A 20,027-nucleotide genomic window follows, 5' to 3' on the forward strand; every position below is an offset into this window, starting at 1 on the left:
GGACGACGCGGTGTGACCGACACACCGCCTTCGCTGGCAAGCCAGCTCCTACAAAGGGCGGCGGTCTTTATTCGGCGAAGGCCATCCCATGCTTCTCTTTGGTGGTCTTCACTGCCTCCAGCACCGCCAGCAGGCAGTCATCACGATAGCGCTCCAGCGCCGAAATGCTGTGTTTACCCAGTTGATCGCTGGTGCCATCGACCACGTCGTCGATCAGCTTGTCGGTCAGTTCCGGCGCCGGCAGGTAAGTCCAGGGTAGCTGCAATGCCGGACCAAACTGCGCCATGAAGTGGCGCATGCCGGCATCACCACCGGCCAGGGTGTAAGTCAGGAACGTGCCCATGAACGACCAGCGCAAACCGGCGCCGAAGCGGATTGCATCGTCGATTTCACCGGTAGTCGCCACGCCGTCGTTGACCAGGTGCAACGCCTCGCGCCACAGCGCTTCGAGCAGGCGGTCGGCGATGAAACCCGGTACTTCCTTGCGCACGTGCAACGGGCGCATCCCCAGGGATTCATAGACTTTCATCGCCGCTTGCACCGCTTCAGGCGCGGTGTTCTTGCCGCCGACCACTTCCACCAGTGGCAGCAGGTAAACCGGGTTGAACGGGTGACCGACCACGCAGCGTTCCGGGTGCGTGGCGCTTTCGTAGAACTCGCTCGGCAACAGGCCGGAGGTGCTGGAACCGATCAACGCATTGGGCTTGGCTGCCGCGCTGATTTTGCTGTGCAGATCCAGTTTCAGCTCCAGTCGTTCCGGGGCGCTTTCCTGGATGAAGTCGGCATCGCGCACGCACTCTTCGATGGTCGCGACAAAGCGCAGGCGATCCTGCGATGCACCCGGTGCCAAGCCTTGTTTTTCCAGTGCGCCCCAAGCGTTGGCGACACGCTTGCGCAGGGCTGCTTCGGCACCGGGGGCCGGGTCCCAGGCCACTACATCCAGGCCATGGGCGAGGGCGCGGGATACCCAACCGCTGCCGATGACACCGCTGCCGAGGGCAGCGAAGGTTTTGATTTCGGTGATAAAGCTCATGGCGATTTCCTGGTAGGTTCGGTGAACCCTGTAGGTAACGGCTTGCCGGCGAAGACGATTCCAGCAACGCAGAGCGCTGCGGCGGATGTACCGACTTCTTCGCCGGCAAGCCGGCTCCTACAGGGGTTGCAGGTAACGGTCAGCCGCGCTGGGTCAGACCCATTTTCTTGCGGCCTTCAGCCGGCGTCAGGACGCGGGCACCGAGGCGGCTGAGGATTTCCGTGGCACGCTCGACCAGTTGGCCGTTGGTCGCCAGCACGCCCTTGTCCAGCCACAGGTTGTCTTCCAGCCCGACCCGCACGTTGCCGCCGAGCAACACCGCTTGCGCGGCCATCGGCATCTGCATACGACCGATACCGAAGCCGGCCCAGACCGCGTCGGCCGGCAGGTTGTCGACCATGGCTTTCATGGTGGTGGTGTCCGCCGGCGCGCCCCAAGGGATACCCAGGCACAGCTGGAACAACGGGTTGTCGAGCAGGCCTTCCTTGATCATTTGCTTGGCGAACCACAGGTGACCGGTGTCGAAGATTTCCAGCTCGGCTTTCACGCCCAGCTCTTGAATGCGCTTGGCGCCAGCACGCAGCTGGGCCGGGGTGGAGACGTAAATGGTGTCACCGTCGCCGAAGTTCAGGGTGCCGCAATCCAGGGTGCAGATTTCCGGTAGCAACTCCTCGACGTGGGCCAGGCGGGTGAGCGGGCCGACCAGGTCGGTGTTCGGGCCGAACTCCATCGGATTCTCGCCAGCACCGATTTCCAGGTCGCCGCCCATACCGGCGGTGAGGTTGACGATGATGTCCACATCCGCCTCGCGGATGCGCTCCATCACTTCGCGATACAACGCCACGTCACGGCTGAACTTGCCGGTTTGCGGGTCGCGCACATGGCAGTGAACCACGGTGGCACCGGCCTTGGCGGCTTCCACGGCGGCGGCCGCGATTTGTTTCGGGGTGACCGGCACGTGTGGGCTCTTGGCGGTCGTGTCGCCAGCACCGGTGAGTGCGCAGGTGATGATGACGTCGTGGTTCATTTGGCGGTTCCTTACAGGCGAGTTTTGGGTTTTTGGCCAGGCGTGGTGGTCCCGTTCGCAGCCCGTTTGGGCTGCGAGACGGTGGTTCGTTCGGGTTTATTTACTGGTCAGTTGCAGGTTTTCAGCGGCCGGTTTGCCATCGAAGGTGGTGACGCCTTCAAGCCAGCGTTTTTTGTCCTGCGGGTGATCCTTGAGCCATTGTTTGGCCGACTCGAAAGCGTCCTTGTGATCCAGCAGCGGCTGCATCATCCGGCTCTCGTCTTCGGCGGTGAACGTCAGGTTGCTCAGCAGGCGACCGACGTTCGGGCATTGTTCGGCGTAGGTCGGAGCGGTGACGGTCCACACGGTAGCCTTGCCTTCGTTCGGGCCGAGGGCGTCGTCGCTGCCGGTGAGATAGGTCATTTTCACGTTGACGTTCATCGGGTGTGGCGCCCAGCCGAAGAACACCACGGCTTCGTTGCGACGCACGGCGCGATCCACCGCGGCGAGCATGCCGGCTTCGCTGGACTCGACCAGCTGGAACTTGCCGAGGCCGAACTGGTTCTTGGCGATCATCGCCTTGATCTGAGTGTTGGCGCCCGAGCCGGGCTCGATGCCATAGATCTTGCCGCCCAGTTCTTTTTCGAATTTGGCGATGTCAGCGAAAGTTTTCAGGCCCTTGTCGGCGAGGTAGGTCGGCACGGCGAGGGTCGCCCGGGCGTCTTGCAGGCTTGGCGCTTCAAGCACCTTGACCTGTTTGGCGTCGACGAACGGGGTGATGGTCTGGGTCATCAGCGGGTTCCAGTAGCCGAGGAACAGGTCCAGACGCTGGTCGCGGATCCCGGCGAAGATGATTTGCTGGGAGGCGCTGGTTTGTTTGGTGCTGTAGCCGAGGCCATCGAGCAGTACCTGGGTCATGGCACTGGTGGCGATCACGTCGGTCCAGTTCACTACACCCATGCGCACGTTCTGGCACGCGGCGGGTTCGGCGGCCATGACACTGGCGCTCAGCAAAGCGGTACCACTGAGTGCAAGAACACAGCTGCTGATCAGTCGTTTCATCTCGGGTTCCTCGGCAGTTCGTTTATTGTGAGTTCCGGTGTCTGATGCGCCGGTGATGCCAAGTTACGCAGCTAAGCGCCCATGAAAGCGCACTGCGGCGACCGACTCTTGCACTGCAGCGACCTGTGCTCTTGAATGCCGGTTGCAAGTGGCGTATCAACATCCTCACGCTACCGGCAACCGAGTGCGCTCCATGTCCCAGGATTTCTACTTCTTGTTGATGCCGGGTTTCTCGGCCATTGGATTTATCTCGGCCATCGAGCCGTTGCGGGTCGCCAATCGCTTTCGCGGCGAACTCTATCGCTGGCATGTGCTGAGCGCCGACGGCGGGGCGGTACTGGCGAGCAACGGCATGTCGGTCAACGCCGATGCGGCGCTGGAACCGTTGAAAAAAGGCGCGACGCTGTTGGTGGTCGCCGGGTTCGAACCCCTGAAGTTCGCCACCCCGGCGCTGGAACACTGGTTGCGTCGCCTGGACAACGAAGGCGTGACCCTCGGCGCCATCGACACCGGCAGCTTCATCCTCGCCGAGGCGGGTTTGCTCGATGGCCATCGCCTGACCCTGCACTGGGAAGCCATCGACGCCTTCAAGGAATCCTATCCACAGCTCAGCGTCACCCAGGAATTGTTCGAGATCGACCGCCGGCGCATCACCTCGGCCGGCGGTACAGCGTCCATCGACCTGATGCTCGACCTCATCGCCCAGGCCCACGGCCCTGACCTTGCAATCCAGGTCAGCGAACAATTCGTGCTCGGCCGCATCCGCCCGCGCAAAGACCACCAGCGCATGGAGGTCGCCACGCGTTATGGCATCAGCAACAAGAAGCTGGTGCACGTGATCGGCGAGATGGAGCAGCACAGCGAACCGCCGCTGAGTACGCTGGAACTGGCGGAATCGATCAAGGTGACGCGGCGGCAGCTGGAGCGCCTGTTTCGGTTGTACCTGAACGATACGCCGAGCAATTTCTACCTGCGCTTACGGCTGGAAAAGGCCCGGCAGTTGTTGCGTCAGACCGACATGAGCGTGCTGGAAGTGAGCATTGCCTGCGGGTTTGAGTCGCCGTCGTATTTCACCCGCAGTTATCGGGCGAAGTTTGAGCGGTGCCCGCGGGAGGATCGGCGTACCGCGAAAGCATGAACAACTGAGAACCCTGTAGGAGCGAGCCTGCTTGCGAAAAACGCCTGGGCAACGCGTTCATTCAGGCAGCACGTGTAATCGTTAACGTCCATCGCGAGCAGAGCTCGCTCCTACAGGGTTGAAGGTTACTTTTTCAGTAACGCCGAACAGGCAGCCTTGTAAGCCTCATGCTGATACTTGTTCAGCGTCGCCGGTAGCTCAAACCCGTGCTTCTTCGCCTGCGCATTGATGGTCTGTGGCGACAGCAAGGTCACTTCGCAATTCTCCAGCAGCTGGAAAACCCCTTCGATCTTGAACGTGGTCGGCCCGCCGGCGAATTCGCCTTTCTTACTGCGCTTCTTGATCGCAATGCGGTCGATGGAATTCTCACGGACAAACGAAGCGACCTGAGCGGCGAACACTTTGACGTTGGCGGCTTCGTCGTCATCGTCCAGGGCAATTTTTTTGGTGGTCAGCGCAGCGTGGCTCAATGCCTGGCCGTCCAGGGTGGCCACGGCAATGATCGCTTCGCTGCCCTTGATTTCGATGCCGCAGACTTTCATGTTGAATCCCGTTAGTGACAGAAGGTGAGCAGCTTACAGCTCAAGTTGACTGGCGTTGATGCCGAAAGCCGCAGCGATTTTTTCGCGGGTGGCCTTGCGAGGCTTGGCGACCGTTTCTTGCTGGGCGAAAGCGGGCTGGGTAATGCCCATGCGTTTGGCCACTTCATCCTGTGTAAGGTTCAAGTGTTCGCGCCAGGCGCGTACCGGTAGTGCGCCATCAACAATAGCGACTGACAACTTCGTGAGGGATCGTCATGTTTTCCATCCTTTGCGGTTACTCCTGCCCAATCGATTCCAAAAACTCCGACCGTTCGTCACTCATCCGCGCAATGCAATCGTTCTGGGCAATGGTGAACGCCTTGCTGCCGCTGGTGGCCGGGAAGGCTTCGACGACGCAGTCGGCATCCCGAGTCTTGAGCCATTGCTGTTGGGCGGCCTTGAGCTTGGCCGTGATGTCGGCCAGTTGCGACGGGTTTTTGCCGTAATGCGACTGCATGCGCTCGGTCAGGCCCTGGAGGTTTTCCTTGAGCAGGTCTTCGGCGGTGGTTTTGCTGAAGGCCGAGCACTCGAGGGTCTGGACGTCGTTTTCGACTTTGTCGCACGGGTTGTCGTCGGACACCTCCGCTGCGTGTACGCCGGTCGCAATCAGTGCCAAAGCCAGAAGGATGGATTTCATTCAGGTCGCCGCTCTATTCCAGTGATGCGGCGAATTCTGGCCCAAGCCGAGGGCCTTGAACAGGTCGGTTATTGTGCCTGACTACGACCCTTTGTCGCGGATTGACGCTTTCGGCAAACCCTCTGTCGTTTTTGCACCCGGCTCCCCCGGTCCTCAGGCATATGCTGGCCCCAAAGCGCCGGCAGACGATTCGGCGCATGAATCGCTAATAAGGGGACAGCCTGATGAGCCCAGCCGAATTGCACGCCGACAGCATCGTTATCGACGGGCTGATTATTGCCAAGTGGAACCGCGAGCTGTTTGAAGACATGCGCAAGGGCGGTCTGACCGCAGCCAACTGCACCGTGTCGGTGTGGGAGGGCTTTCAGGCCACCGTCAACAACATCGCCGCCAGCCAGAAGCTGATTCGCGAGAACAGCGACCTGGTGATTCCGGTGCGTACCACCGCCGACATCCGCAAGGCCAAGGAGCAGGGCAAGACCGGCATCCTCTTCGGCTTCCAGAATGCCCACGCCTTCGAAGACCAGATCGGTTACGTCGAGGTGTTCAAGCAGCTGGGCGTCGGTATCGTGCAGATGTGCTACAACACCCAGAACCTGGTCGGTACCGGCTGCTACGAGCGTGACGGCGGCCTGTCGGGCTTCGGTCGTGAGATCGTCGCCGAGATGAACCGTGTCGGCGTGATGTGCGACCTGTCCCACGTCGGTTCCAAGACTTCCGAAGAGGTCATCCTCGAGTCGAAAAAGCCGGTCTGCTACTCCCACTGCCTGCCGTCGGGGCTCAAGGAGCACCCGCGCAACAAGTCCGATGAAGAACTGAAGTTCATTGCCGATCACGGTGGTTTCGTCGGCGTGACCATGTTCGCGCCATTCCTGGCCAAGGGCATCGATTCGACCATCGACGACTACGCCGAAGCCATCGAATACACCCTGAACATCGTCGGCGAAGATTCCATCGGCATCGGCACCGACTTCACCCAGGGTCACGGCCAGGACTTCTTCGAGTACCTGACCCACGACAAGGGCTACGCCCGTCGTCTGACCAGTTTCGGCAAGATCATCAACCCGCTGGGCATCCGCACCGTCGGCGAGTTCCCGAACCTCACCGAAACCCTGCTCAAGCGCGGCCATTCCGAGCGCGTGGTGCGCAAGATCATGGGCGAGAACTGGGTCAACGTCTTGAAAGATGTCTGGGGCGAATAAGCCGCCGCACCTCTGAATCCTTTCCCCCGGCCATCCGTGCCGGGGGCAACACCAAAATTTTTCTGGAGTTAAGTTTCCATGGCCAAGATCGCCCCGCAATTGCCTATCGAAGTCGACAGCGAAACCGGTGTCTGGACTTCTGACGCCCTGCCGATGCTGTACGTACCGCGCCATTTCTTCGTCAACAACCACATGGGCATCGAGGAAGTGCTGGGCGCAGAAGCCTACGCCGAAATCCTCTACAAGGCCGGCTACAAGTCCGCCTGGCACTGGTGTGAAAAAGAAGCCGAATGCCATGGCCTGGAAGGTGTCGCAGTGTTCGAGCACTACATGAAGCGCCTGTCGCAGCGCGGCTGGGGCCTGTTCAAGATCCAGGACATCGACCTCGACAAAGGCACCTGCAGCGTCAAGCTCGAACATTCGGCGTTCGTCTACGTGTACGGCAAGGTCGGGCGCAAGGTCGATTACATGTTCACCGGCTGGTTTGCAGGCGCGATGGATCAGATCCTCGCCGCTCGCGGCAGCAAGATCCGCACCGTGGCCGAGCAAGTCTACGGTGGCTCCGAAGAGGGCCACGAAGACGGCTTGTTCATCGTCAAGCCGTTGTAAGTCGAGGAACCCGCCATGGCTTTCGAAGCAATGTTCCAGCCGATCCAGATCGGCAAACTGACCATCCGCAACCGCGTGCTCAGTACCGCGCACGCCGAGGTCTACGCGACCGACGGCGGCATGACCACCGATCGGTACGTCAAGTATTACGAAGAGAAGGCCAAGGGCGGGATCGGCCTGGCGATTTGCGGCGGTTCGTCCGTGGTCGCCATCGACAGCCCGCAGGAATGGTGGAGTTCGGTGAACCTGTCCACCGATCGCATCATTCCGCACTTCCAGAATCTGGCCGACGCCATGCACAAGCACGGCGCCAAGATCATGATCCAGATTACCCACATGGGCCGTCGCTCCCGTTGGGACGGCTTCAACTGGCCGACGCTGATGTCGCCGTCTGGCGTGCGCGAGCCGGTGCACCGCGCCACCTGCAAAACCATCGAGCCGGAAGAAATCTGGCGGGTGATCGGCAACTACGCGCAAGCTGCGCGTCGCGCCAAGGCCGGAGGCCTGGACGGCGTTGAACTGTCGGCCGTGCACCAGCACATGATCGACCAGTTCTGGAGCCCTCGGGTCAACAAGCGTACCGACGAATGGGGCGGTACCTTCGAAGGCCGCATGAAGTTCGGTCTGGAAGTGCTCAAGGCCGTGCGCGCCGAGGTCGGTGACGATTTCTGCGTGGGCATGCGTATCTGCGGTGACGAATTTCACCCCGATGGCCTGTCCCACGAGGACATGAAGCAGATTGCCAAGTATTACGACGACACCGGCATGCTTGATTTCATCGGCGTCGTGGGTTCGGGTTGCGACACCCACAACACCCTGGCCAACGTGATTCCGAACATGAGTTATCCACCGGAGCCGTTCCTGCACCTGGCGGCCGGTATCAAGGAAGTGGTCAAGGTTCCCGTGCTGCACGCGCAGAACATCAAGGACCCGAACCAGGCCACCCGTATTCTGGAAGGCGGTTACGTCGACATGGTCGGCATGACCCGCGCGCACATTGCCGACCCGCACCTGATCGCCAAGATCAAGATGGGCCAGGTCGACCAGATCAAACAGTGCGTCGGTGCCAACTACTGCATCGACCGTCAGTATCAGGGCCTGGATGTGTTGTGCATCCAGAACGCGGCGACCTCCCGTGAATACATGGGCCTGCCGCACATCATCGAAAAAACCACCGGTAAAAAACGCAAGGTGGTGGTGGTCGGTGCCGGCCCGGCGGGGATGGAAGCCGCTCGTGTGGCTGCCGAACGTGGTCACGACGTGACCCTGTTCGAGAAGAAGGAATTCATCGGCGGGCAGATCACCACGGCGTCGAAAGCGCCGCAGCGTGACCAGATCGCCGGTATCACCCGCTGGTATCAGCTGGAACTGGCACGGTTGAAAGTCGACCTGCGCCTGGGCACTGCGGCGGATGCGCCGACCATCATGGACCTGCGTCCGGATGTGGTGGTGCTGGCGGTCGGTGGTCATCCGTTCATCGAGCAGAACGAGCACTGGGGCGCGGCTGAAGGCCTGGTGGTCAGCAGCTGGGACATCCTCGATGGCAAGGTGGCACCGGGCAAGAACGTACTGGTCTACGACACCATTTGTGAATTCACCGGCATGTCGACCGCCGACTTCATCGCCGACAAGGGCAGTCAGGTCGAGATCGTCACCGACGACATCAAGCCTGGCGTGGCGATTGGCGGTACGTCGTTCCCGACTTACTACCGCAGCATGTATCCGAAAGAAGTGATCATGACTGGCGACATGATGCTGGAGAAGGTCTACCGCGAAGGCGACAAGCTGGTGGCGGTGCTGGAGAACGAATACACCGGCGCCAAAGAGGAGCGGGTGGTGGACCAGGTGGTCGTTGAAAACGGCGTGCGCCCGGACGAAGAAATCTACTACGCGCTGAAGGAAGGCTCGCGCAACAAAGGCCAGATCGACGTCGAAGCCTTGTTCGCGATCAAGCCGCAGCCATGCCTGGAGCAGAGCGGTGACGGCTACCTGCTGTTCCGCATCGGCGACTGCGTGGCCCAGCGTAACGTACACGCGGCGATCTATGACGCGCTGCGGCTGTGCAAGGATTTCTAAGCCAACCTCCTGTAGGAGCCGGCTTGCTGGCGATGAACGATAACGCGGACTGCCTGATTCACCGAGGCGTCTGAATCGCCAGCAAGCCGGCTCCTACAAGGCCCATGCAAGACCCCGAGGTCTTTGGGAGCAACACCTATGTTGAACACCCTTCTTCCAATCCTGTTGTTCGCTGCCCTGGGCCTTGCGGTTCTGGGTGCGTTGCGGCGGGTGGCCATGTGGCGCCGAGGCCGCGCTTCTAAAGTCGACCTGATCGGCGGCCTGTTCGCCATGCCCAAGCGCTACATGGTCGATTTGCACCATGTGGTGGCGCGGGACAAATACATTGCCAATACCCACGTTGCCACGGCTGGCGGTGCGGTAGCGTCCGCCGTGCTGGCGATACTGGTGCACGGTTTTGGCCTGCATAACCGCTATCTCGGCTATGCCTTGTTGTTGATGTCGGCGGTGATGTTCGTCGGCGCGATCTTTGTTTACCTGCGTCGGCGCAACCCGCCGTCGCGCCTGTCGAAAGGCCCGTGGATGCGCCTGCCGAAAAGCCTGCTGGCGTTCTCGGCCTCGTTCTTCCTGGTGACCCTGCCGGTGGCCGGGATCCTGCCGGAAAACTTTGGCGGCTGGCTGGTGGCGGCGATTCTCGGGGTTGGCGTGTTGTGGGGCGTGTCGGAGCTGTTCTTCGGCATGACCTGGGGCGGGCCGATGAAGCACGCTTTTGCCGGTGCCTTGCACCTGGCCTGGCACCGTCGCGCCGAACGCTTTGGCGGCGGTCGTTCCACGGGGTTGAAACCGCTCGACCTGAACGATCCGAACGCGCCACTGGGCGTGGAAAAACCCAAGGATTTCACCTGGAACCAGTTGCTCGGCTTCGACGCCTGCGTGCAGTGCGGTAAATGCGAAGCGGCGTGCCCGGCCTTCGCTGCCGGCCAGCCGCTGAACCCGAAAAAACTGATTCAGGACATGGTCGTCGGCCTGGCTGGCGGCACCGATGCGAAGTTCGCCGGCAGTCCGTATCCGGGCAAACCGATTGGTGAGCATGCGGGTAATCCGCATCAGCCGATCGTCAACGGCCTGGTGGACGCCGAGACCCTGTGGTCGTGCACCACCTGCCGTGCCTGTGTCGAGGAATGCCCGATGATGATCGAGCACGTCGATGCCATCGTCGACATGCGTCGTCACCTGACCCTGGAAAAAGGCGCGACCCCGAACAAGGGCGCGGAAGTCCTGGAAAACCTGATCGCCACCGACAACCCGGGCGGCTTCGCGCCGGGCGGGCGGATGAACTGGGCGGCTGACCTGAACCTCAACCTGCTCAGTGAAAAGAAATCCACCGACGTGCTGTTCTGGGTTGGCGACGGTGCCTTCGACATGCGTAACCAGCGCACCCTGCGTGCGTTCGTCAAAGTGCTCAAGGCGGCGAAAATCGACTTCGCCGTGCTCGGCCTCGAAGAACGCGACAGCGGTGACGTGGCGCGGCGCCTGGGCGATGAAGCGACCTTCCAGCTGTTGGCCAAACGCAACATCCAGACCCTGGCCAAATACAGTTTCAACCGCATCGTCACCTGCGACCCGCACAGCTTCCACGTGCTGAAAAACGAGTACGGCGCATTTGATGGCAACTACCTGGTGCAGCACCACAGCACCTACATGGCGGAAATCATCGATGCTGGCGCGCTCAATCTCGGTCAGCACAAAGGCGACAGCGTGACCTACCACGACCCGTGCTACCTCGGCCGCTATAACGGCGAATACGAGGCACCGCGTCAGGTACTGCGCGCCCTCGGGATTGAAGTGAAAGAAATGCAGCGCTCCGGCTTCCGCTCCCGCTGCTGTGGCGGTGGTGGCGGTGCGCCGATCACCGACATTCCGGGCAAGCAACGGATCCCCGACATGCGCATGGAAGACATCCGCGAAACCGGCGCCGAACTGGTGGCCGTGGGTTGTCCACAGTGCACCGCGATGCTTGAAGGCGTGGTCGAACCGCGTCCGCTGATCAAGGACATCGCCGAACTGGTGGCTGATGCGCTGCTCGAAGACGCCGCGCCGGGAAAGCCTTCGGCACCGGCCAAACGTGAAACTGCGGAGGTGCATTGATGAGCGACATTATCCGCCGCGACCCTCGCGCTGAATGGATCGCCCGCAACCGCTTGCACCCGCTGCACGCGGCCATGCAACCGGCGCAACACAGCTGGATGGGGCCTAACGGCGTCATCCGCAAGAATCCTCACGGGATCGGTTTTATCGGTCCCAATGGGATCAAACGGATCGACCGCAGTGGTGCTCAGCAGGGCGGGACGACTAAACGCTCGGCCGCGGTTGAAGTGCAATTGCCGCTGCATCAAGTGGCTGCACCCGCGTTCTATATCAGCGTGGTGCCGGACATGGTCGGCGGTCGCTTGAGCAGCCACGACCGCGATTTGCTCGGCCTGGCCCATCAGTTGGCCGGCAAGGACGGTGCGGTACTGGCCGTGGTGTTCGGTGAGCACAAGGAAAACGCCTTTGCCACGGCGGGCGTTGACCGCTTGCTGGTACTGGAAGGCGACGAATTCAGCGGTTATGCACCGGAACAACGCGTCCAGGGCCTGCGGGCTGTGGATAACCAGTTCAGCCCGCGTCACTGGTTGCTGCCGGACAGCCGCAGCGGTGGCGGCGAACTGGGTCGGCGCTTTGCCGCGGCACTGGGCGAGCGCCCGGCCACGCGGGTCTGGCAGGTCAAGGATCAGGAGTGCATCGGCCGCGCCGGCGCGGGTCTGCAAGACCTTGCCCGTCCACTGGCGCGACTGATTCTGGCGGCTGCCGAATGCGCCGAACCGGTCAGCGAAACCCGTCACGAAGCGCTGCCCGTGGAGTTATCCACAACCGTGGCGCGCAGCCTGTCGCGGATCGAAGATCTGGGCGCGGTGGCAGTCGATCCAGCGGCCATCCCCATGGCCGAAGCCGAGTTCATTTTCTCCGGCGGCAACGGGGTCAAGGACTGGGGACTTTTCCACCGGACGGCCGAGGCGTTGGGCGCGACCGAAGGTGCATCGCGGGTGGCGGTGGACGATGGTTTCATGGCACGCGACCGTCAGGTCGGCGCGTCCGGTACCTGGGTCACCGCGCGGGTCTATGTGGCAGTGGGGATTTCCGGGGCGATCCAGCACCTGCAAGGCATCGGTGCCTGCGACAAGGTGGTGGCGATCAACCTCGATCCGGGTTGCGACATGATCAAACGGGCCGACCTGTCGGTGATCGGCGAGAGCGCCGAGATTCTTCAAGCCTTGATCGATGCGGTAGAGGCTTACCGCAACGACGCCAAGCGCGATGCGGCTTAAGGGAAGGAAAGGGTTATGAGCACGAAAATCATCAGCCTGGTGTCGATCGGCGCCCACCCGACATCCGGTCGGCCGCGTCGCGCGGAACAGGATGCGCGGGCGGTAGAACTGGGCCTGCAACTGGCTGGGGATAACTTGCAAGTGCTGCATGCTGGCGACATTGCCGAGCCTGCATTGCGCGCTTACCTGGGCATGGGGCTTGAGCAACTGCATGTGCTGGAGCAACCGCAAGGTGCCGATGCGCTACCGGCGCTGACCGAATATCTGCGCGATGCCGGTGCTCAGGTGGTGTTGACCGGCAGCCAGGCGGAAACCGGTGAAGGCTCGGGCATGTTGCCCTTCCTGCTGGCCGAAAGCCTGGGCTGGCCGCTGGTGGTGGGGCTGGCGCAGGTCGAGTCCATCGAGGGCAGTTCGGCGCTGGTGCTGCAAGCCTTGCCGCGCGGTCAACGTCGTCGGCTGAAGGTACGCCTGCCGTTTCTGGCGACTGTGGATAACGCAGCGCCCAAGCCTCGCCAGAGCGCTTACGGCCCGGCCCGACGCGGCGTGCTGCAAGCGCAGGAAGTTGAAGTCATCGATGATGAGCTGCTCGCGGTCGCCAGCCTGCAACCGGCCAAGCCACGACCCAAGCGCCTGAAGGTGATCAAGGCCAAGAGCGGCGCCGACCGTATGAAAGCCGCAACGGCGAAAGCCAGTGGCGGCGGTGGACAAGTGCTCAAGGGCGTTACGGCGCAAGCTGGAGCTGAAGCCATTCTCAAGTTGCTGATCGAGGAAGGCGTGGTTCGCTGACGCGGGGCTTCAGGTAGCAACATCCCGATATACAACCTTCCATCAGGTGCGTTGCCGTGCCAGGAGCGCCCGCGTTAAATCGGGCGCTCTTTTGTTTTCATGGAGTGCTGTTCAATGGCTGTTGAGTTTCGTTCGGCAGTGCGCGCGGATGCGCGCGAGATTGCTCGCTTGTTTCAGATTTCATCCGAGGGCTGTTCCGATTACATCTGGAGCCAGATCGCCGAGCCTGGCCAGGATCTGCTGGACGTCGGCGCGATTCGCTACGCCCGCGACGATGTGGATTTTTCTTATCAGAATTGCCTGATCGCCGAAGCGGACGGGCAGGTCATCGGCATGATGCACAGCTATGTGATGCGCCATGATCCGTTCGCGGCACCGGTGACCGATCCAGTGCTGGCGCCCTATGCCACGATGGAAATTCCCGACACCCTCTATATTTCCAGCCTGGCGCTGCACGAAGGCTGGCGCAATCAGGGGCTGGGCAAACAGTTCCTGGCCTTCGCCTACGACCGTGCCAACCAGCTTGGTCTCAACGGCATGAGCCTGATCGACTACGCCGCCAACACCGGCGCCCGGCGTTTCTACGAGCGCCATGGCTTTCGTATCGTCGATACCTGCCAGATCACCCCGCATCCGATGATCCGGGTCACGGGTGAGGCTTACCTGATGTACCGGCCTTAGCGGGCGCCACTGAGGCGAGCGAAACTAGCAGAACTGCTAGTGTTGGCATTAACGGTGGTTTGTTAGGGTATTGATCAACCAATACCCACACTCGCCAGCCGGACATGTCAGTAGCTAAAAGCCGCGAAGCGGACGTGGCTTGGCGGGCAGAGAGACCTCATTCCGGAGCCCGCCGATGACACTTTCTCACCAAAACCAAAGTGCGAGCGGAGCCTCTGCAGCCCCGCAGCGGTTTTCCCGGACCCTGTTGCTGACAACCGACCAGCAGCAAAGCGTTCTCGCGGAACTGGATAGCAGCAACCCCAACCCGTTTGTCTATTCCCCCTACGGATTACGAAGCAGCCCGCGTCAGGCCGGGACGCATCTGGGCTTCAACGGGCAGCTCATGGAACGTTCGACCGGCTGTTATCACCTGGGCAATGGTCATCGGGTCTATAACCCTGTGCTGATGCGGTTTCACAGTCCGGACCGGTTGAGTCCGTTTGGCAAGGGCGGAATTAACGCTTATGCCTACAGCATGGGAGATCCGCTGAACTACACGGACCCGTCCGGTCAATCCGTGCTGTCTGTTTTTCAGCTCGGTCAGCGTGCATTGCTTACAACGCTACACGTCACGGTACCATTGGTCATGTTAGCTGGGCCCAAGGTTTCCGGGGTTGCGTTACAGGCCACGCGTTTGAGTCTGTTAGGGTCCGTAGGCACCGCTGTCGGGGCAGCCATGAGTGCCGCGGGACTCACTGCCGGAACATATGTCATCACCGCGGGGACAATTGGCCTGTTGGGTGGCGCTATTATCCGCGGCGCCGTTGCAGCAAAAGCTGCCATCCAGAAAGGCGTACTTTGGAAAACCGTCAGAGATAACGCCAAAAATATTCTGGGTTGGTCCGTACCAAAAAAGGTTATTGAACCAGACGTTCCCCTCGCTGTGATTTCCCATCGGCAACCTTCACCTCCTTCCTCCACGAATATCCGTACTGATGCTCCCGTCCCACCTGAGGTTGATGCAGTGAATATCAGGCGATCTTGATGTCGTTGAACTACATTTTTCTACGGTGCGCTGTGGAGGGAGAAAGGTATACGGGGTCCTGGGGCGGTCAGCGCTTGCTTATGACACCTGGTTTTTATGAATGGGTTGGCCATGCAACCTGTAATGCGGTCTCTATTGCTTCTCGCGTGGTGTACAGCCGTGTCGACGGGAGTGATGGCTGCGTCGGAGCTGAACGTTGTTAAACAGAGCTATGAGTCCGAGCAGGACTTCTACCAATGGCTGGATTCGAAGGAAGGACAGAAAGCTTCCCTGGCGCAAATGCGCCAGCGCTGCGACCGCGTACAGGATGCCGGCAGCAACCTGAGCTGTTCGGTCTCGGTGGTCGCCCGCATGTTCGAACTCAAAGCTGCCAATCAACTTCCTGATTACTACCTGACGATCAAGCGCAAACACGCTCGTGCCATAGAGGCCGATCCCGAGCTGAAACTGTTGTTCTCGATGTTCGGCGACCAGTCGCTCGCGACCCTGAGGGCGACCGGTGATTTCACGGTGAAGACAAGTTCGCGCCGTGAAGTGCTCAAGTTACATCCCTATTCCAGTGACGCTTTCGTTGCCGACGAGGTATTGCCTTTCATCGATGTCGACGCCGCCAACGGTCATTCTGCGCGTTTCGTTCTCGACACCGGCGCCCCGCAGACCCGGGTCAATTACCGAACCGCGAAGCTGATGGGAATCAGGTTGTTGACTGACTCCCGCTATGCCTACAGCACGTTTTATGGCGAGAGCGAACTGTCCGCCAGACTGGGAGTTCTCGATTCCATAAAGGTAGGCAGCAGCGAATTTCGCAACGTGCTGGTGTTTGTCAGTGATCGGGATAACCTGCTGGGGCTCGATCTGATCAGCAAGTTGGGGCGGCTGAAGATCAGTCGTGGGGCCCTGGAACTCAACCCCGCCCCCGTCGTGCGCTGTGAGTCGCCGGTTGTTTATTCTCGCCTGGACATCAACCAGCGGCTGGTCATCGCCGCACGGCTGGATAAACGGGCAACACAGGCGATTCTCGACACCGGCAATGTCGATTACCTGACATCGGGAGCACCGGGTAGCCAGGTCAATGGCGCGACCTCCCTGGCGCCCGGTCACTCAAGTTCGAAGGCCAGCAGCCAGCCGCGCTATCAAACTTTCAATGGCCTGCTCAAATTGCCAGGCCACAGCCTGTCCATCACCTACAAATACTACCCGGGCTTCACCATTCCCCCGTCGTGGGTATCAGGACACTACGTGCCTTCGATCCTGCTGGGGTGGCACGCATTCGATGACTTCGAGCTGTACCTGGATATCGGGGCGGGGCGGTCGTGCTTGAACAAAGTTGGATAAGTCGCAGGGTGAGAAGGTTTACCCACAATCCCTGTTGGTGCATCTGTGGATAACATGTTTGCCCCTTGCTGAAGACCATGTGAATCAAGGCTTACAGGCTCAAGATCAAAAAATGATCAGCTTAACTTGCGGTTTCCCAAGGCTTTTTCCTGAGGATAAGTGCCTTGGTGGACAGTAACTTGCCCCCAATCTCTGTTGGCGCTTCTGTGGATAAGATGTTTGCTATCGTCTGTAGGCCTTATAGACCGCGGCGCGCATGGTTTTGATCAAAAAATGATCAAGAGACGTTTTTATGCCGTCAGCCTTCACGTAAACGCCGGATTTCCGCGGGCTTCAGCGGTTTTCCACAGAGCCTGCGAAGTTAACCCCAAAGTCTGTTGGCGCTTCTGTGGATAAGGTGTTTGCCATCCTCTGAGCGCCATGAAATCCGTGGCTTTCAGGTTGTTGATTAAAAAACGACCAGCTCGCCCGTGGAGGCATGCTTCTGGATAAGTCACGGTTTTTCTTTGGTTTCAGCGAAGAAAATGGGTGACATTTCCACAGTTGTCCCCAATAGCTGTGGGTGGAGATGTGGATAACTTGTTCGCGGAAGGCTGGGAGGTGCGGCGGGTATGGCTCTGAACGGAATAGATCATATTTCGTACAGTTTTAAGGAGAGGGCAAACTCCTGTAGGAGCGAGCTTGCTCGCGAAGGTCGTGAACGATAACGCGGGGTATCAGGCAATCCGCGGTGTTCAGGCGTCCATCGCGAGCAGGCTCGCTCCTACAGGGGGCATTTAGCCTTGAACAGGAACCCCTTTGAGGTACGGCGCAGGCTCGGCCCCCAGGTTGCTCAGCAGGCGCTCGCTGTACCAGTCCACGAAGTTCACTACGCCGAACTCATAAGTCTTGGAGTACGGGCCAGGCTGGTACGCAGTGGAGTTGATCCCGCGCTGGTTCTCTTCGGCCAGGCGACGGTCCTGGTCGTTGGTGGCGTCCCAGACCTGGCGCATGCGCTCCACGTCGTAGTCCACGCCTTCGACGGCGTCCTTGTGCACGATCCACTTGGTGGTGACCATGGTTTCCTGGGCGCTGATCGGCCACACGGTGAACACGATGATGTGGTCGCCCATGCAGTGGTTCCAGGAGTGCGGCAGGTGCAGGATGCGCATCGAGCCCAGGTCCGGGTTCTTGATGCGGCCCATCAGCTTGGCACAGCCCTGTTTGCCGTCCATGGTCATCGACACGGTGCCCTTGAGCAGCGGCATGCGCACGATGCGGTTACGCAGGCCGAAGCTGGCGTGGGCGTAAGGGATCTTCTCGGCTTCCCAGGCAGCGGCGGAGGCGGCGACGTGGTCCTTGAACGCCTGGTCGGCGCGCGGGTCGGTGACGTCGTCCCATTCCAGCAGGGTTTTCAGCAATTCCGGGTGTGAACCGCCGCAGTGGTAGCACTCGCGGTTGTTTTCCAGCACCAGTTTCCAGTTGGCCTTCTCCATCAAGGTGGTTTGCACCGCCACCTTGGTGTTCTCCATGTCGTACGGTTCCATGTAATGGCTGAGGGTCGACAGGAAGTCATCGATGGCGGGTGGGTTTTCCGCCAGGCTGATGAAGATGTAACCACCGGCGGTCTTCACGTTCACCGGTTTGAGGCCGTATTGCTTCATGTCGAAGTCGGCGCCCATTTCGGTGCCGGCGAACAGCAGGCGACCGTCCAGCTCGTACGTCCACTGGTGGTAGTGGCAGACCAGTTTTGCGACTTTGCCTTTTTCACTGGTGCACAGGCGTGAACCGCGGTGGCGGCAGACGTTGTGGAACGCATGCACCACGCCGTCGGCACCACGGATCACGATGATCGGGTTTTTGCCGACTTGCAGGGTCAGGTAGTTGCCCTTGGTCGGGATCTCGCAGGTCATGCCGGCGATCAACCACTCTTTCTGGAAGATTTCCTGCATGTCGATATCAAACAGCCGCTCGTCAGAGTAAAAAGGCTGCGGCAGCGAAAACGTGCGCTCGCGTTCTTGCAGCATCTGCGCGGTGGCCTTGCGTGCGGGTTCCAGCGGATCGCCCAGGCTCAGGGTAGTGGTGACTTCCATCATTTAATCCTCAAGGCCATTCTGTGTGGCCGGCGAAAAGTGGCTAATCAGGTGTGCTGTTCAGGGTTGCTACGCAAGGTGTAAAGGTTATGTCTTGGTATGGGGCGAGTGTGGGGCCGGCGCCGGCCAGAACCTTATCCATGGGCGACATGGTGCAATCTGTTCCCGACGCGCAAGCCCCGGCAGTTGGGGGCTGGTCGCGATAAGCATGTGAATGTCGCAGATAGGTAAATGGGTGATCCGCGCTATACGCAGAATCGCCAACATGAAGGCCGACAGTCGGCCGTGGAGATCAGCATGTCCAACAACTTCCTGAACCCGGTAACCACCCAGACCTGGGCCAATGGTCGGCATATCGTCCGTTGCGTCAAAGTCATCCAGGAAACCTGGGATGTGCGTACCTTCTGCTTCATGGCTGACCAGCCGATCATGTTCTTCTTCAAGCCGGGGCAGTTTGTCACCCTGGAGCTGGAAATCGAAGGTCAGCCGATCATGCGCTCCTACACCATTTCCAGTTCGCCGTCGGTGCCTTACAGCTTTTCGGTGACCATCAAGCGGGTTCCGGGCGGCAAGGTGTCGAACTGGTTGCACGACACCCTGCATGAAGGCTACGAACTGGCGGTGCACGGCCCGGTCGGCCTGTTCAACGCCATCGACTTCCCGAACCCGAAAGTGCTGTACCTCAGCGGCGGCGTGGGGATCACACCGTGCATGTCCATGGCGCGCTGGTTCTTCGACACCAACGGCAAAGTCGATATGGCGTTTATCCACAGCGCCCGGTCACCGAAAGACATCATTTATCACCGCGAGCTGGAGCATATGGCGTCGCGGATCGAAAACTTCAGCCTGCACCTGATTTGCGAGAAGCACGGTTTCGGTGAGCCTTGGGCCGGGTATCGCGGTTACCTGAACCACAAGATGCTGGAGCTGATGGTTCCGGACTTCCTTGAGCGGGAGGTCTTCTGCTGCGGCCCGACACCTTACATGAATGCGGTCAAGCGCCTGCTGGAAAATGCCGGCTTCGACATGAAGCGCTACCACGAAGAATCCTTCGGAGCGACCCCGCCCGAGGCCCGCGCCGACGCCGAGGAGCATGCCGAACAAGCGGCTGATGCACCGGAAGTGGACGCCGCGGATCTGCATCAAGTGGAGTTCACCTCCTCCGGCAAGAGCATCCGCGTGGCCCCGGGCGAGACCGTGCATGCAGCGGCGGCCAAGGTCGGCCTGATGATTCCGAAAGCGTGCGGCATGGGAATCTGTGGCACCTGCAAGGTGTTGAAGCTGGGCGGTGAAGTGGAGATGGAGCACAACGGCGGGATCACCGAGGAAGACGAAGCCGAAGGGTTCATCCTGTCGTGCTGCAGCGTGCCGAAAGGCGACGTGCGCATCGAGTACTGATCCACGCCGACGACCCCTGTAGGAGCGAGCCTGCTCGCGATGGACGTCAACGGTAACGCTGGCGTCCTGATGCCCC

The 20,027-nt window shown here is 60.4% G+C and carries 17 protein-coding genes and 1 pseudogene; 11 read left to right on the forward strand and 7 right to left on the reverse strand.

Features of this window, described 5'->3' with window-relative positions:
• Positions 1-67: 67 nt before the first annotated feature.
• From PMI31_RS17330 to PMI31_RS17340, 3 genes are all read right to left on the reverse strand, one after another.
• Positions 68-1,033: an L-carnitine dehydrogenase gene (locus tag PMI31_RS17330; RefSeq protein WP_008019487.1), complete on the reverse strand. Its 966-nt coding sequence runs from the start codon at positions 1,031-1,033 to the stop codon at positions 68-70.
• 139 nt (positions 1,034-1,172) lie between these two features.
• On the reverse strand, positions 1,173-2,060 hold the full coding sequence (locus PMI31_RS17335; RefSeq protein ID WP_008019488.1) for a 3-keto-5-aminohexanoate cleavage protein: 888 nt from the start codon (positions 2,058-2,060) through the stop codon (positions 1,173-1,175).
• 96 nt (positions 2,061-2,156) lie between these two features.
• A complete protein-coding gene (locus tag PMI31_RS17340; RefSeq protein ID WP_008019489.1) occupies positions 2,157-3,101 on the reverse strand; it encodes a choline ABC transporter substrate-binding protein in 945 nt (314 codons plus the stop codon).
• A gap of 193 nt (positions 3,102-3,294) precedes the next feature.
• On the opposite strand from PMI31_RS17340, the gene PMI31_RS17345 reads away from it, so the two are divergent.
• On the forward strand, positions 3,295-4,239 hold the full coding sequence (locus PMI31_RS17345; protein WP_008019490.1) for a GlxA family transcriptional regulator: 945 nt from the start codon (positions 3,295-3,297) through the stop codon (positions 4,237-4,239).
• 125 nt (positions 4,240-4,364) lie between these two features.
• Here the strand turns inward: PMI31_RS17345 and PMI31_RS17350 are convergent, their stop codons facing one another.
• The 3 genes and pseudogenes from PMI31_RS17350 to PMI31_RS17360 all read right to left on the reverse strand — a co-directional run bounded on the left by PMI31_RS17350 (position 4,365) and on the right by PMI31_RS17360 (position 5,457).
• The gene (locus tag PMI31_RS17350; RefSeq protein ID WP_008019492.1) at positions 4,365-4,781 is read right to left on the reverse strand and encodes a DUF3010 family protein; all 417 of its coding nucleotides are present in this window, start codon (positions 4,779-4,781) and stop codon (positions 4,365-4,367) included.
• A gap of 33 nt (positions 4,782-4,814) precedes the next feature.
• Positions 4,815-5,037, reverse strand: a pseudogene (locus PMI31_RS17355) (helix-turn-helix domain-containing protein); the annotation flags it as partial.
• 18 nt (positions 5,038-5,055) lie between these two features.
• Positions 5,056-5,457, reverse strand: a complete 402-nt coding sequence (locus PMI31_RS17360; protein ID WP_008019493.1) for a lysozyme inhibitor LprI family protein — start codon at positions 5,455-5,457, stop codon at positions 5,056-5,058.
• A gap of 224 nt (positions 5,458-5,681) precedes the next feature.
• Here PMI31_RS17360 and PMI31_RS17365 point away from each other — a divergent pair, with 224 nt between their 5' ends.
• The 9 genes from PMI31_RS17365 to PMI31_RS17405 all read left to right on the forward strand — a co-directional run bounded on the left by PMI31_RS17365 (position 5,682) and on the right by PMI31_RS17405 (position 16,481).
• Entirely contained in the window at positions 5,682-6,659 is a 978-nt protein-coding gene (locus PMI31_RS17365; protein ID WP_008019494.1) for a dipeptidase, read from the forward strand.
• Between the two features lie 78 nt (positions 6,660-6,737).
• Positions 6,738-7,268 carry a DUF5943 domain-containing protein gene (locus tag PMI31_RS17370; protein WP_008019495.1) on the forward strand — a complete coding sequence of 177 codons (531 nt, stop codon included), beginning with the start codon at positions 6,738-6,740 and terminating at the stop codon, positions 7,266-7,268.
• Between the two features lie 15 nt (positions 7,269-7,283).
• Positions 7,284-9,344 (forward strand): dimethylglycine demethylation protein DgcA, encoded by a 2,061-nt coding sequence (dgcA, locus tag PMI31_RS17375; protein ID WP_008019496.1) that lies wholly within the window; start codon positions 7,284-7,286, stop codon positions 9,342-9,344.
• 138 nt (positions 9,345-9,482) lie between these two features.
• Positions 9,483-11,432, forward strand: a complete 1,950-nt coding sequence (dgcB, locus tag PMI31_RS17380) for a dimethylglycine demethylation protein DgcB (protein ID WP_008019497.1) — start codon at positions 9,483-9,485, stop codon at positions 11,430-11,432.
• Positions 11,432-12,652 carry an electron transfer flavoprotein subunit alpha gene (gene etfA, locus PMI31_RS17385; RefSeq protein ID WP_008019498.1) on the forward strand — a complete coding sequence of 407 codons (1,221 nt, stop codon included), beginning with the start codon at positions 11,432-11,434 and terminating at the stop codon, positions 12,650-12,652. The genes dgcB and etfA overlap by 1 nt, the downstream gene beginning before the upstream one ends.
• A 15-nt stretch (positions 12,653-12,667) precedes the next feature.
• The gene (etfB, locus tag PMI31_RS17390) at positions 12,668-13,438 is read left to right on the forward strand and encodes an electron transfer flavoprotein subunit beta (protein ID WP_008019499.1); all 771 of its coding nucleotides are present in this window, start codon (positions 12,668-12,670) and stop codon (positions 13,436-13,438) included.
• 114 nt (positions 13,439-13,552) lie between these two features.
• Positions 13,553-14,119: a GNAT family N-acetyltransferase gene (locus PMI31_RS17395; RefSeq protein ID WP_008019500.1), complete on the forward strand. Its 567-nt coding sequence runs from the start codon at positions 13,553-13,555 to the stop codon at positions 14,117-14,119.
• 175 nt (positions 14,120-14,294) lie between these two features.
• Entirely contained in the window at positions 14,295-15,146 is an 852-nt protein-coding gene (locus PMI31_RS29455) for an RHS repeat-associated core domain-containing protein (RefSeq protein WP_008019501.1), read from the forward strand.
• Between the two features lie 96 nt (positions 15,147-15,242).
• Positions 15,243-16,481, forward strand: coding sequence for a retropepsin-like aspartic protease family protein (locus PMI31_RS17405; RefSeq protein ID WP_043302451.1), 1,239 nt, complete (start codon positions 15,243-15,245; stop codon positions 16,479-16,481).
• Between the two features lie 776 nt (positions 16,482-17,257).
• Here the strand turns inward: PMI31_RS17405 and gbcA are convergent.
• Complete coding sequence (gene gbcA / locus PMI31_RS17410; RefSeq protein ID WP_043302457.1) at positions 17,258-18,553, reverse strand: glycine-betaine demethylase subunit GbcA; 1,296 nt, start codon at positions 18,551-18,553, stop codon at positions 17,258-17,260.
• Positions 18,554-18,850: 297 nt separating this feature from the next.
• On the opposite strand from gbcA, the gene gbcB reads away from it, so the two are divergent.
• The gene (gene gbcB, locus PMI31_RS17415) at positions 18,851-19,951 is read left to right on the forward strand and encodes a glycine-betaine demethylase subunit GbcB (protein ID WP_008019505.1); all 1,101 of its coding nucleotides are present in this window, start codon (positions 18,851-18,853) and stop codon (positions 19,949-19,951) included.
• The last annotated feature ends 76 nt before the right edge of the window (positions 19,952-20,027 follow it).

Origin of the sequence: Pseudomonas sp. GM55, assembly GCF_000282395.1 — a bacterium.
Taxonomy (GTDB): domain Bacteria; phylum Pseudomonadota; class Gammaproteobacteria; order Pseudomonadales; family Pseudomonadaceae; genus Aquipseudomonas; species Aquipseudomonas fluorescens_CC.